The organism is Parapedobacter flavus (assembly GCF_035818675.1).
In the GTDB taxonomy this organism is placed as follows: domain Bacteria; phylum Bacteroidota; class Bacteroidia; order Sphingobacteriales; family Sphingobacteriaceae; genus Parapedobacter; species Parapedobacter flavus.
This window is the reverse complement of sequence record NZ_JAYKZZ010000032.1, coordinates 32675-46847: the sequence shown is the minus strand read 5'-3', so window position 1 is coordinate 46847 and position 14173 is coordinate 32675. Positions and strand designations below refer to the sequence as shown.

The window sequence follows — 14173 nt, the reverse complement described above, 5'->3', positions numbered from 1 at the left end:
CATCAAAGCATATGTTTTCAGCAAAAGAAATTTCCAGGCGTGCATCCAAACCCAAGAATAATGGCGGTGTTTTCTTCCAGCCAAAGCTGACGGTAAACCAGCCCGGTGACGTTTATGAGCAGGAAGCGGATGCTGTGGCCGATCGGGTGATGCGGATGGCAACACCCGGCGATGTAATACAGCGTAAGTGCAAACATTGTGAGGAGGAAGAAAAGCCAGTCAGGCGGAAAGAAAACGCCCCCCCGGCAGTCGGCGTGGACGACAACTTTGAAAATTACGTGTCGACTCTCGGCGGGCAAGGAACAGGATTATCGGAACAAGAACGGCTTTTTTTTGAACCACGTTTCAACCACGACTTCTCAAACGTACGCATCCACACCGGTGCGCGGGCAACGCAATCGGCTCGACAGATAAGCGCACGGGCGTACACCATCGGTAACCATATTGTTTTCAACGAAGGCCAATACCAACCTCATTCAGAACAAGGCCAGCGGCTGGTGGCGCATGAACTGACACATGTGGTACAACAAGGCGACGGGATGGCTGCGAAGTCAGTACAACGTTCGACGGATTTCTGTACCCCATACCCTACTGCTGCTGATGCCACCGATGCGGAATGGTGGATCAGAAACACCTATATGCGCGCGGAGGGAATAGAGTCCTTCGGTACAGAAGTATATAATCTATATGACAGTTACTTGAGCAGGGCGCCCGGAGATTCACTGACCCCACGGGTGTTCGATAGTGATGGCAGTTACATTCACAATTCATTTAAAGATGACGGCTATATCAAAGACGACATGGACGAAATCTTAGACTTGGTTTGGCAAAGACGACACCGGGCCGCTGGAGGTTGGGGAAGTATACGCGGGTATACCATTATGTCACTTTCCAATTTCCTGTCGAAATCAGAGATGGACAACAGACCGATCAACTTCAGTAATCCGTTTTCAGTGTCCGGTCACATAGCCGGCGGTATCGGCAGCAGTGATGCGGGAGATGACTACCGCAAGATAACCAGGGCAAATGTTGCGATCGATAAAACAGAGTTATTGGGCGGTGTAGGCTATTATACTATTGAATTAATACCACATTACGAGGTGTTTGACACCATAGATTTTTGTCCGGGAGACCCCGGGTCACCGCTTGAACAGCTCATCACGGTTCCCATGAGTCGCTTGGAAGCATCGGGAGAAGCATACGATATGCCATTTAAAGTGATTTTTTCGCCAGAACCGCGATCGGAGCGTTACTGGTTTTAGATTGCTTTGATTTAGTACCATAAGACGATTGTAAAATGACTTATTTTGAAAAGCTGACAGATGGCCTGCAACTCCATGAAGTTGCCATGTTTGTGCTTGGCGGTCTGCTCTTTATGGTCCTACTTTTCTTAATCGTATTGTTTGCCCTCCGCAAGCGCCAGCTCAAACCGCTATTGCTCTTTTTTATCATCCCTATTGTGATGCTCGGATGGCCCTCCATTGCCAAGATACAACTGAACCAGGAGGGTTTGATGCTGGTCAACAACCTCAAGGAGCTGGAAAAATATCCGGATAATGAAACGCTACAAAACAAGGTAGAACAAAGTATACAGGTGCTGGAAGAAAAAAATGTAAATGCACCGGATAAGTTAGCCGATATCGCACGAGCAAAGTACCTATTGGGAAAAAACAAGGCAGCATTGGAGACCATAAGCAAAATACCCGAAGCGGATAAAGCGGTATTAGGTGTTGCGGACCTGCAACGCACTATACACACAACGCAAGATATAGAGCGGAAATTGGAAAAGGCGAAAGCATCGCCTACACCGGAAAGCCTGGAGATACTGAAAATTACCAAGGCGCAGATTGAAGCCGACCATAAATTCAGCGAGAATGTACGGCTGCAACGCTATGTGAATAAATCGGACTCATTAATTAAAAAGAATCGGTGAAGCAACCTATTGAACATACCGGATCAAAGCAAGCCAAGCCAAACTCGTCCGGGGGCAACATGACTACCGGCCGGCAGTTTTTCCAGCCAAAGCTCACGGTAAACCAACCCGATGACATTTATGAGCAGGAAGCGGATGCTGTGGCCGATCGGGTGATGCGGATGGCATTTCCGAGGGCTGATAGCCCCCCTTTTTTCGCGTCGAGGCCCGTGGTAATCCAGCGGAAATGCAAGGCATGCGAAGAGGAAGAGGAGCACGTACACCGAAAGGAAAGCAGTGGCAGTGCGCCGGCGGCCGATTCAGATTTCGAACAGTACATTATGGGCTTGCCGGGCCGGGGAGTACCACTATCAACAGCGGAGCGCCAATATTTCGAGCCCCGCTTCCAACGTGATTTATCAGATGTACGCGTCCACACGGGGTCCGAGGCAGCACAGTCTGCACAACGCATCCATGCGTTGGCCTACACCGTCGGTCGTGATATCGTATTTAATACCGACCAATATCAACCGCATTCGCAGCAAGGTAAGCGATTGATCGCTCACGAACTGGTACATACCATCCAGCAAGGCGCATTAGGTAGCAATCGACCTTCGGGAACTACCCCTGCGGTTCAACGTCAAGATGATGCCGAAAGCGAAGTGGGTGTGTTAACGGAGGCTTCCATAGAATTGCTCGATCAGGTATTGCCGGTCGGTGTCGGGTTTTCCTACGAAATCGAAGGCGGGGTTACCTGGGGTTATCCGGTTTACACCGGGGGGGCAATCATCGTGTACGTGACCCGGCAAAGCGAAGAGCGGGTGCACCTCCGTGTGCGGAAACAGGGCCGGTTGGCATTTGATACGGGGGCCGGGGGGTCGGTTATGATCGGTACGTCTTCCAGACGGGGCGAAGGCGGCAGCGCCAGCCGAGGTTACGGTATTGGAGCGGAAGCAGGTGCTAATGCCATGGCTGGAGTCCAGGGTACGTTTATCGAGGAATATAGTATTCCAACGGGTGATGTTTTGCGTTTTGTGGGTGCTCAACTCTTGGAGACGGCAGTTTCAGCATCCCTGTTAGGTGCTCCCCTTACGCAGCTTTTGGAAGGTCATGCCAGCGAATATTTAATTCAGCAACGCATCGAAGGCGGTGTATTCGCCAACGCCGACGCGGAGGTATCCGCAGGCATCAGGAGACCTACGGGTAGCTTTGGAGGCAGTGGGGCGATGGATGCCGGTGGATCTGCTTGGGGCCCTAATGACGACCGTAACTTTCAAGGAACGCGGCCGGATATCCTCCGTGGTGATCCATTGGCCATTTTGAATTTCCTGAGTGTTTTTGCAGGGTCAAACGTGAATGCGGCATTGACATTTGGATACGACCAACGAACCAATGGCGATACCACGACGACGTCGTTATTTATCGAAGGTCAGTTTGGGCTAATGTTGGGGCTGCCGATTCCGGTTATTAATGATGCGTTGGCCAGTCTCCCGCCGAATGCCGGCGGCGGGGTAGAGCTTAGAATTGTGCAGCGGCCGGATGCAGAACAACAAGTTTTTGCCGTCGTCTACATCAAGCAGGGAGAAGACCAATACTATGCAGGCAGTGCTGGTCAGCAGGAAATGGTCATCAATTTGACCAATATTTTGTCGTGGGAAGAAGTTTTCGACGCATTAATTTCCGGTGAGTTACCCGATGTATCCAGTTTGGGGAGCTTACCCGATTTGTTGGAGAAGGTTTCCTTTTTCCAACGATTGTCACTTCAAAGTCCTAACCTGGCGGGCTTTGCGGCCTTACTGCGTAGGCAACGTGGGGTGCGGTCCTTGCTATCCACCAACACGCTGAGCCGCGCGCGGCGCGTATATGGAGCGGAGCTCAATGCCTACCTCGATTTTGGTGCTGATATTGCCGGGCCAGATTTTTTGGCCATCGCCGGGCAACTACTTGAAGCGTCTCGTGGTGCCGTGGATTCGCTCGACTCAGCAACTGATCTTTCGTCGGCATACCAAGCGCTTTCAGGATATTTTTCGGGATATGTCCAGTCGGAAGCTTTTGAAAAGTTGTCTGAACAAATCTTAGGTACAACCGTTGTGAATACGGCAAAATTAAGACTGGAGATAGGAATCGGGATAGGGGTCTCTGCCCGGGTAGCTGAAGGCGCAAAAGCCCGGTTTGATGTAAACGGTCAAGTGGGCATGTCTTGCGAATTGGATATTATCCAGGTGATGGGAGGCCCTGTTTCGTTAGCTAATCTGATTCCACGGGTTATTGAGGTATTGGATAATCCGACGGAGCATCTCCCCGATTGCCCGATTATACGGGCACTGTATAACGGACGGGGAGGGTCAGGGGGCTCCGGACATGCTGGCGGTGACGCCACTTCGGGTACCGCAACGCCCTCAGACGCCAGCAGTGGAGGAAGTGCACCACGGCACGCTGGAAGTAGTTCGACAGCGGAACACAGTAGCCCGGCACGGTCGATTCCCCCTCCAGATTATGAGCTCTCCCATGCCTATCCCACCGACGCTCCCTTAATCGAATTTCCCATCCACGATGTTCGGAACCTTACGTTGGATGTTGCTGAAGGGGAAGAACGCGAAATCAACATATTGGTGTCTGTGCCACCGGCCAACACCACTGCTTTTTGGGTGCCCGTGCAAATACGGGTTGTGGAAGTTTCCGATGGGGGATTGGTTGTGGAGGTGACGGAGCCCTGGTGGATAGCAAGCGGACCGATTGGCTCAAACATCGGCCATGAATATACGTTCCAATCAAGATGATGCTACACCAAAATATGATGCAAAAACAGCTGTTATATTTACTGGCACACGCCAACTACGTAGAGCAACTGACCGTAATGCGGCTCCGTAGTTTTTTTTCGATGACGGGAAACGCGGATGATTTATCACACCCGCCAGCCTCCGAACAGGCAGGCTTGGCGTTGCCCAGCTATTTCTTCCAACTACCAACGGCAGAAAAGACGGTGTTGCATATTGCGTTAGCGCCCTATCTCAGACCGGCTTTCTTTGACCGTATCATCCAGGAGTTCCTGCCCAACGGTGGTGATATTATTGAAATGGGGGGCGTGAAAAACACGGGTAACCACCGGGGGTTCCTTCCCACGGGTGAAACCGCGTTGTTTATCATCGCCGGGGTTGACGTCGATAAGCGCCTGGAGATACAGCGATTGCTCATGGGCGACAGCCAATTAATCAAAGAAGGGGTAATCTACCTCGAAGCGGTCAAAGAAGGTGAACCGCCGATGAGTGGGAGACTTATCATTCCGCCGGAATGGCTATCCAAATTATTGCTTGGCAAGGAGCAATTGCCCGTATTCGGCCCCGATTTCCCCGCCAAACCGGTTAGCACCTTATTGGGATGGGAGGATTTGGTGATTGCCGATAAAACACGTGAGCAATTGGAGGATATTCGGATTTGGCTGCGGCACAATACCACACTAATTGGTCAATGGAATTTGGAACGGGTGATCAAACCCGGTTACCGGGTGCTTTTCTACGGTCCGCCGGGTACAGGAAAGACGCTCACGGCTACCCTACTCGGCAAGGAGTTCAATCGCGACGTATTCCGCATCGATCTCTCACAGGTGGTATCCAAGTACATCGGCGAGACGGAAAAGAACCTGGAAAAAATCTTCCAGCGGGCAGAAAATCGGGATTGGATATTATTCTTCGATGAAGCGGATGCTTTGTTCGGCAAGCGTTCCAATGTGCAGAGTTCGCACGATCGGTATGCCAACCAAGAGGTAGCCTATCTACTGCAGCGCGTGGAGGGCTTCCCGGGATTGGTCATTTTGGCCTCCAACTTCAAGAACAATATCGACAAAGCGTTCATGAGGCGATTCAATGCGGTTATCCATTTCCCGGTACCCAATGCATCGGAAAGACATAAACTTTGGCAAACCATCCTCCCAGCCAAGGCACAACTGGCCCAAGACATTCAATTGAAAGACATCGCCGAAAAATATGAACTAAGCGGCTCTGCCATCGTACAGGCAGTACACTACGCGTCTCTTAAAACCTTTTCCAAAGGCAACCCGACCATCGAAAAACAGGAGCTGCTAACGGGGATACGGCGCGAATTCGAGAAAGAAGACCGGGTGTTTAAGTAGTGTCCGTGTCATCCTTTTTGTTGGTGGTCTTACCGGCGCCCTCTCTTTCCACCTTCTTAACGGGTGTCGTTCCCGCCTTGAATCGCGGCTTGAATCCCGACGGCTTAGATGCCGCTGCCGGTTCGGGAGTAGGTGCCGATGAATCCGGTTCTGGATGTTCTTCCTGTTCCACCTTCTTTTTCATCGCCGTAGCCCCTGGTTTAAATCGAGGCTTGAAGCCGACCGGCTTCGTTGTCGGCGTGGCCGGCTTTTCATCGGGAGCAGCCGATGTTTCCCCGGCACCGGTTGGTTCCGGAGGAACTTCGGTCGGCTTGTCCACTGGCTTTGGTGCCGAAGTGGTCCCAGGCTTGAAACGGGGTTTGAACCCTGCAGGCTTGGCTGCCTGCGCGGTCGACGTGGGGACCTCAGCGGCTTTAGAAATAGGTTCTCTCTCCGTCACCGCCTTTGGCGGTTCCACAACCTCAAGCAAAAAGTCCTTACGGAGGCGGTTAAACCAGTATTTCTTGGTATGGTCGAAACTCTTTTCGCTCATTTGGGCATAATGGTCGCGAAACTCTTCATAAAGATCAGGTTTGGCACGCCGCAGCAATGCCAGGTCAATCCGCTTCTTCGTGAAGAATTCCTCAAACGTCATTAGCTCATGTTATGGTAAACCGCTTGGACGTCGTCGTCCTCTTCAATTTTATCGACAAGCTTAAGCACTTCGGTGGCATCCTCTTCAGATACTTCCGTATGCGACAGTGAAATCCGTTCGAGGTTGGCGCTTTTCACTTCGATTCCCTTTTCTTCCAACAGTCGCTGCATGTTGCCGAAATCTTCAAACGATGTCTGTGCGACAACCACATCGTTCCCTTCTTCGTCGGCCTCCACGTAGAGCTCTTCCAGCCCGCCGTCAATAAGCTCCAATTCCAGTTCTTCGAGATCCGCGTCGTCTGCTACAACGAACCGGAAAATCGACTTGCGCTGGAAGATAAAATCCAGCGAGCCGGTTTTACCCAGGGTCCCCCCTGATTTACTGAAGTAACTACGGATATTGGCGACGGTACGGTTGGTGTTGTCGGTAGCTGTCTCGATGAGAATGGGTACCCCGTGCGGGCCATAGCCTTCATACACGTGTTCTTCATAACCTTTAGCATCCTTGTCAGAAGCCCGTTTGATGGCCGCTTCAATGCGGTCTTTCGGCATGTTTACGGCCTTTGCGTTTTGGATTGCCGTGCGTAGGCGCGAGTTTGCCTCAGGACTGGCCCCGCCTTCCTTAACGGACATGGCAATTTCTTTCCCCAACCGGGTGAATTGCACGGCCATCTTGGCCCAGCGCTTAAATTTTCGTTCTTTCCTGAATTCAAAAGCTCTTCCCATCGTCTATCTCATATATTTCCGTTGTTATGATTTGCAACCACGATTCCGCATCACCTTGGCTATCCGCATCGATGATACCGCGGTCATACGTGGCATGCAAACTTAGCAAAATTTCAATCGCCATCACAGTCTCGCAGCCAATACGAAGCTTTCACGGTATATTTTCCGTACACCGTTGGCGTTGTAGACCTCGATCACGGCCACGTACATCCCAATGGGAAGCCGGGCATTTGCGTCAGATAACCCATCCCAATAGATCGTTCCGTGGGTAGCCATACTTTGATTGCGTACCAACCGTTTGGCTAATCGGCCTTGGTCTGTATAGATATCGATATTGGCCATGAACCCGGCTCCGGGCATGCGGTAATTGATTTCCAGCCGATCTTCATATCCGTCGTTATCCGGCGAAAAGGTCTTCGATGCCAAAAAAACACGATCCTCACCGCCTGTACCCACATCTTGTGAGTTTTGGTATCCAGGAGTAGCCCCACCGGCGGCAACCGCCGCCGAACGGAAATTCTCCGGAGCATGGGTGGGCAACGAGAAATGTTGCCGCTCCAGCGAAACGCCCCGATTGCTAATTATGAATGGCGACTGCATGCGGGGGGTATAAAAAAGGCTATCAATCACTTCTTCCCCACCGTAGATCACCACGCCCCCCGTTTCGTTGTTAAAGTCGGGCAATGCCGCCATTTCGATGAAGGTGCCGGATACGGCTCTGGGGTAATGCTGCTTTACCACCGTGGGCTGGCGCGTCAGCACTTTGTATTCATTGGGATAGATAAACACCGGCTGGCTGCTGACCTCCTGTGGATTTCCCACCTTACCATTGGCCGTTACGCGTGCGATACGGATGCCCGACAGGTCGATGGTCTTATTCGAGTAATTGTAAATCTCTAGAAAGTCAGCCCCTCCTGACTTCGGGTTAGACAATACTTCGTTGATAAGGATATCGCCTGGCTGAGGCTGGGCGGATGCCACCACCCTAAATACGGTGAATAGTGCCGCGACGACCACTAAAAGGATTAACTTGTTTTCCATTGGCTTCCGGACTGATAAACAGCCCCTTCGGTTAGCGGGTTTTTCGTGTTTGCTATGCTCAAAATCCAGCCAAATTTCGTATGTTTGGCCGCTTAAAGAAAATAAAGTTAAACAGTATAAGTTAATTCACAAAATCAACAACACAAAAAAATGAAAGTGGCAGTAGTCGGCGCAACCGGGCTGGTAGGTTCGGAGATGTTAACCGTGTTAGCAGCGCGCAATTTTCCCGTAACAGAATTGATCCCCGTTGCTTCTGAGCGTAGCAAGGGTAAGGAAATACAATTCAAGGGAAAATCGTATAAGGTGGTCACACCTGACGAAGCCATTGCCCTTAAACCCGATGTGGCGCTCTTTTCGGCTGGGGGCGGTACATCATTGACCTATGCACCGAAATTTGCTGAGGCTGGTATCACCGTTATCGACAATTCGTCGGCATGGCGGATGGATCCGACCAAGAAACTCGTGGTGCCCGAAGTAAACGGCGAGGTATTGACCGCGGAAGACAAAATCATCGCCAATCCGAATTGCTCGACCATACAAATGGTTGTGGTATTGAAACCCTTGCATGCGCAATACGTCGTTAAAAGAGTGGTTGTCTCCACCTACCAATCCGTAACCGGTACCGGTGTGAAAGCGGTACAGCAACTCAACGATGAACGTGCGGGCGTAACGGGGGAGAAAGCGTATCCACACCAAATCGACCTGAATGTTATCCCACAGATTGATGTATTTCAAGACAACGGATACACCAAGGAAGAGATGAAGATGATCAAGGAAACCAACAAAATCATCGGCGACGACACCATCCGGGTTACCGCAACAACGGTACGTATCCCTGTAATAGGTGGCCATTCAGAATCTGTGAATATCGAGTTTGCTAACGAATTCGACCTGGCTGAAGTACGGACGTTGCTGGCCAAACAACCCGGCATCGTTATCGTAGACAACCCCGCCAACCAAGAATATCCCATGCCTAAGGATGCACATGGGAAAGACGAGGTGTTCGTGGGCCGAATCCGCCGGGATGAAAGCCAGCCCAAAACGCTCAACCTATGGGTGGTAGCCGATAATCTGCGCAAAGGTGCAGCGACCAATACCGTGCAGATTGCCGAAAAGCTGCTTGAAAGAGGGTTACTGTAACCGAAGATCCATCCACGTATGATATACAGAGACACCCGCTCATGAGCGGGTGTTTTTTTGTGGCAAAGATGGTTAGCGAGTAAGGGTGATCTGGGGTGTCGTTGTCTTAAGCCTAAAACATAACTAATGGACAAAAAAGCAACGACCCAAAAGATGACCCGTACCATGGCCGGAATTGCGCTGATGATAACCTGTAGCATTATGGCGATGGCACAAACAGGAAAAACCAACCAAGTACATTTAGGTCTCACCTACCCCCTCAGCACCAATGGAAAAACCGCCGCCGCAGATACAAATAACCTGTCCCTCCACCTGATCGCTGGATTTTCGCAGCAAGAGAATGCCTGCCTCATAGCCGGAGTTTCGGGGGTGGTAAAAGGGAACGCTTACGGAACGATGGTATCCGGTGTCTCCAACCATGTTGGCGGCCACGCCACCGGCGTACTTGTAGCAGGTTTGCTGAACCAAGTGAAGGGGGAAGCGCGCGGATTTCAAGTAGCAGGGCTTATCAACACGTCAGGCGATGCCCACACACAAGTAGCTGGCCTGATTAACATCGCCAAGCGCGTTGAAGGCGTTCAAGTGGCCGGACTTATTAACATTGCCGAGCAGAGTGATTACCCCATCGGATTGCTTAACATCATCCGGGATGGTGAGTTAGCATTGGGTCTCACCGTCGACGAAGAAGGAGCCTCCATGCTGGCACTGCGGAGCGGTGGAAGGGTAATGTATGGCATCCTCGGGTTAGGCTACCACCTTAGGTACCGGGAGGCCCGCTACCAGCTAACGGGTGGCATCGGCGCACACCTTATCACTGTCCGGGCGTTCCGCATGAGTGCCGAACTGGCCGGAACCGCCATGACAAGCTTTGAAGACGGTGTATATGGAAAACAAAGCCTCCGTGTACTCGGCGGGTGGCATATTACACCCTATGTCGAATTAATTGGCGGCCCTACATTCAACCACCTTCTCTTCGATGCCGACCAGACCGACATCCGTAGTGGCCGCTACTCATGGCAATCGCGCGGTGACGATCTGTTCAATGGATTATATTTCGGCGGTATCATAGGGCTACAATTTTCACTTTAGGTCCATAATCGGTAAGTTTGGCGCTAGGTCAAACAGTTGTTTATCATGCATGCACTGATTATTGTCGATATCCAATACGATTTTCTTTCCGGAGGCGCATTGGCGGTAGCCGATGGTGATGCCATTATTCCCGTCATCAACCATATTCAGGACGATTACGATTTGGTCGTGGCTACTCAAGACTGGCATCCAATGGGTCATCACAGTTTCGCGTCTACCCATGCTGGCCACAAACCATTTGAGACCATCGATCTGCACGGGCTGGATCAGGTTTTATGGCCTGACCACTGCGTACAGGGCACAGCCGGGGCTAGATTAAGTGACCAATTGGACACCTGTCGTATCGAAGCCGTTTTTCGCAAAGGCACTGACCCCGCCATCGACAGCTATAGCGGTTTCTTTGATAACGGAAAGCGGAAACGGACAGGACTAGCTGGATATCTGCACGACCGCGGCATAACCGGCGTATCGGTCTGTGGCCTTGCGGCCGATTATTGCGTGTATTTCACGGCTATGGACGCCCTGCAACTCGGTTTCGAAACCCGTATCCTTGAGGGCGCGGTACGGGCTATCGACGCATCGGCCTATGCCGAAAAACGCACGGCATTCGTTCGGCAAGGCGGGCAATTGATTACCGTTTAACGACCAAAACGCCGACCGCCCCGTGGCCCGCCGGGTCCGCCCCCGCCAAAGTGGCGTAAGTTATAGGTAAAGCTTAGTAAGAAATAACGCTGGAGTGCGATGTTTTGGGAATCTTGGATGTAACGCTCGTTAATGCTCCGGTTTACGTTGGTATTACGGTTGAGCAGATCGAAGGCAGACAATGTAATTTCAGCTTCCTGCCGTTGCATAAGTTTTTTACCAAGTGAGGCATTCCACAGGATAAACTGCTGATTATATCCGTCCGACAAGCCCTGGTTATAATTGTAATACAGCGACGATGCGATACGTATCCCCTTCCAAAACGTGTAGGCCACATCATTGCGGATGATTTGGTTGTATGTGTTGTAACTCGATTCACTATTGGTGTTATTACGCACCACGCTATAGTTACCCGTATAGCTCATACCCACCACCAAATGGGGCCCGAAGCGGCTGTTTATCCCTACCCGCTGGTTAATACCGTAGGAATTGGTGTACGTCCCCTCTTGGTTGATCAATCCGATATCATGGTTGTGATAAACGGCGCTGCGTAGGTTGACATTGATTTTCAATGGTTTTATCGGTGTTCCGTATGTGGCACCACCTCGGATGCTATAGTAGCCGCTGACATTTTCGGGTCGGGTGAATTGGCCCCCAGCCCCCAGCAACACATTGGGGGCAATAAGCGTATCGGCCATGGCGATAAACGTCGAATTAACGATGCGGTTATTGGTAAAGTCGGCATTCACATTGACCGAAAAATTACCCCCCGTTTCGCGCTGGACGCTGTTATAACGCAAACCAAAACGGTGACCGTACTCTTGTTTCAATCCCGCGTTTCCCGTGCGTATATTCAGCGGGTTCTGGTTATTGATCACATCCTGCAGTTGGTTGATGGAGGGTGCATTTGTTGATGCCCGATAGCTGATATCGATCTTTTTGTCGCGCGTGAAATTGTAGGATAGTTCGGCGCTGGGCAGGTAACTGGTAAAATGGCTTCCCCGGATATCGTCCTCCGGAAATGTCCGATTATTTCGGATACGGGCGTCCTGAAAGTCCACGCCCACCTCGACCCGGAATGAATCACGTTTGGCAAGCTGAAAAGATAAGCCTCCACTTTGATAGGTATAGTCGTTCCTGAACTCATTAGACAGCTGTCGGTTGAGCTCGCCCAACTGACCTGTTTCTGCCAGGAACTCGAATGTTTCCCTATTGGAGTAACTTGCGGTGTTACGTACGCTGTAATTCGCTTGCATCCGGGTATGCTCGCCCAAAGGCTCTGTATACGCCAGCCTGCCGGTTATGCCGTTGCCATAGCTATCGGTATAACTCCTGTTGCTTACCGTGTCGGTACGGTTTAATGTCTGTTCTTTGAAAAACTCGTTGAGTGAGTGCGTATGGGCCAATCCGTTATTACTGTTGGCCGATCCGTTGACACTCAAGGAAACCGTTCTGCCCGGCTTCCACAGTCGCAAACGATAATTAAAGCTCCCGCTGAAATTGAAATTCGAGTTTTCATTGTCGTTGCTGCGTACCGACGCATTCACCGGATCGCTGTTTGCCAAGGCGGTACTATTATTGGAAAACGTATTTCGGTTGTGCCGTTGGAAGGATAAGGTGGGTCTGAAATCGATACGCTGATTCGAATCGATGTCAAACCGAATACGCATATTGGCCCGATGGCTGGAATTCACACTCCCAGATTCCTGATGCTGGGTATTAAACTGGTTGGCATGGGCGCCGATGAGATATTCCCGATTGGTGAGGCTGTTGGTCTCATTGCCGGTAGAATTAAACGCATAATTGGCGTTGATATCGAGGCGCTCATTTAACCACTCGTCGTTAAAATTTGTCGAAACACTATGCGTATTGTTAAGGCCCCGGCCACCCCCGGAATTGCTCCCACCTCGCCTTCCCCGGTTATTACGACCACTTTCCTGCTCTCCGCCCGCAATACCAGCCATAGAAAAATCCGATTGGTTTACGTTATTGGATACCGCAAATATGGTTATCCGGCGGTCCCCATCAAAGCTGTTCAGATTTCCCCCGGTATTATATCTTTCGTTAGCGCCGTACCCCGCCGCAGCTTTACCGAAGTAGCCCTTACGGCGGTCGGGGCGGGTAACGATATTGATTACCTTGCGTCGCTGTCCATCATCAAAACCACTGAATTGCGCTTGTTCACTTTGCTCGTCAATAATCTGTATTTTAGCAATAATATCGGCGGGGAGGGTTTTCAGCGCAATGCGCGGGTCCGTGCTAAAAAACTCTTTACCATCCACAATGATGCGCTGTACATCCTCCCCCTGCGCTTTTACCCGCCCTTCCTCATCAATCTCCACACCGGGAATCTGCATCACCAACGCGTCGGCATCTGCATAAGCTTCTGTGCTAAATGCTGCAGCGTCAAACTCGGTGGTGTCGCCTTTCAATACGGCAACGGGCGAGGCCGCGATGACAGCCACTTCATCCAGCGTTCGGTATTCCGGAAGCAACTGGATGGTGAGCGGTTGCGGATTGGATTCGACAGGTATGTGAATACGGACAACCGTCGGCCGGTAACCAAGGTAGTTGACCTGCAGTCGATATTGCCCTGCCGGCACCTTTTTCAGTTCGAACTTCCCATCGGCCGAAGCACTGCGCTGATCAACTACTGAATCTTTGGCGGTTAGCAGCTTCACATTGGCCCCTTCGAGGCCCGTATTAGCTACACTGTCTACTACCCTTCCCTTGAGCGGCTGCTGGGCCACCGCTGATGCAGCCAGAAAAAAGCAAACCGAAAGAAGAAAGGCTTTATAAAGCTTTTGCATGTGTTAGTAACTGTGTTAGTATCTAATTGCATCAGATAGTATAAAACCCCA

12 protein-coding genes are annotated in these 14173 nt (G+C 51.1%); 7 read left to right on the top strand and 5 right to left on the bottom strand.

The window, feature by feature from the left end:
- The 4 genes from U9S71_RS19755 to U9S71_RS19740 all read left to right on the top strand — a co-directional run.
- A partial coding sequence (locus U9S71_RS19755; protein ID WP_326329555.1) for an eCIS core domain-containing protein occupies positions 1-1262 on the top strand: 1262 nt, incomplete at its 5' end.
- A gap of 35 nt (positions 1263-1297) precedes the next feature.
- Positions 1298-1933: an EGFR-like transmembrane domain-containing protein gene (locus U9S71_RS19750; protein WP_326329554.1), complete on the top strand. Its 636-nt coding sequence runs from the start codon at positions 1298-1300 to the stop codon at positions 1931-1933.
- Positions 1930-4692, top strand: a complete 2763-nt coding sequence (locus tag U9S71_RS19745) for an eCIS core domain-containing protein (RefSeq protein ID WP_326329553.1) — start codon at positions 1930-1932, stop codon at positions 4690-4692. Before U9S71_RS19750 ends, U9S71_RS19745 begins: the two co-directional genes overlap by 4 nt.
- Entirely contained in the window at positions 4689-6041 is a 1353-nt protein-coding gene (locus U9S71_RS19740) for an ATP-binding protein (protein WP_326329552.1), read from the top strand. The genes U9S71_RS19745 and U9S71_RS19740 overlap by 4 nt, the downstream gene beginning before the upstream one ends.
- On the opposite strand, the gene U9S71_RS19735 is transcribed toward U9S71_RS19740, so the two are convergent.
- From U9S71_RS19735 to U9S71_RS19720, 4 genes are read right to left on the bottom strand one after another with little or no spacing between them, the layout of a single operon-like run.
- Positions 6034-6675, bottom strand: coding sequence for a hypothetical protein (locus U9S71_RS19735; protein ID WP_326329551.1), 642 nt, complete (start codon positions 6673-6675; stop codon positions 6034-6036). The two genes, U9S71_RS19740 and U9S71_RS19735, sit on opposite strands and share 8 nt — an antisense overlap.
- Complete coding sequence (locus U9S71_RS19730; RefSeq protein WP_326329550.1) at positions 6675-7400, bottom strand: YebC/PmpR family DNA-binding transcriptional regulator; 726 nt, start codon at positions 7398-7400, stop codon at positions 6675-6677. The genes U9S71_RS19735 and U9S71_RS19730 overlap by 1 nt, the downstream gene beginning before the upstream one ends.
- On the bottom strand, positions 7384-7524 hold the full coding sequence (locus U9S71_RS19725; protein ID WP_326329549.1) for a hypothetical protein: 141 nt from the start codon (positions 7522-7524) through the stop codon (positions 7384-7386). Before U9S71_RS19725 ends, U9S71_RS19730 begins: the two co-directional genes overlap by 17 nt.
- Positions 7524-8441 (bottom strand): lamin tail domain-containing protein, encoded by a 918-nt coding sequence (locus U9S71_RS19720; protein WP_326329548.1) that lies wholly within the window; start codon positions 8439-8441, stop codon positions 7524-7526. Before U9S71_RS19720 ends, U9S71_RS19725 begins: the two co-directional genes overlap by 1 nt.
- A 150-nt stretch (positions 8442-8591) precedes the next feature.
- On the opposite strand from U9S71_RS19720, the gene U9S71_RS19715 reads away from it, so the two are divergent.
- From U9S71_RS19715 to pncA, 3 genes are all read left to right on the top strand, one after another.
- Positions 8592-9581, top strand: coding sequence for an aspartate-semialdehyde dehydrogenase (locus tag U9S71_RS19715; protein WP_326329547.1), 990 nt, complete (start codon positions 8592-8594; stop codon positions 9579-9581).
- A gap of 126 nt (positions 9582-9707) precedes the next feature.
- Positions 9708-10670: a hypothetical protein gene (locus U9S71_RS19710; RefSeq protein WP_326329546.1), complete on the top strand. Its 963-nt coding sequence runs from the start codon at positions 9708-9710 to the stop codon at positions 10668-10670.
- Between the two features lie 45 nt (positions 10671-10715).
- Entirely contained in the window at positions 10716-11312 is a 597-nt protein-coding gene (gene pncA / locus U9S71_RS19705; RefSeq protein ID WP_326329545.1) for a bifunctional nicotinamidase/pyrazinamidase, read from the top strand.
- On the opposite strand, the gene U9S71_RS19700 is transcribed toward pncA, so the two are convergent.
- Complete coding sequence (locus U9S71_RS19700; RefSeq protein WP_326329544.1) at positions 11309-14122, bottom strand: TonB-dependent receptor; 2814 nt, start codon at positions 14120-14122, stop codon at positions 11309-11311. The two genes, pncA and U9S71_RS19700, sit on opposite strands and share 4 nt — an antisense overlap.
- Positions 14123-14173: the final 51 nt, after the last annotated feature.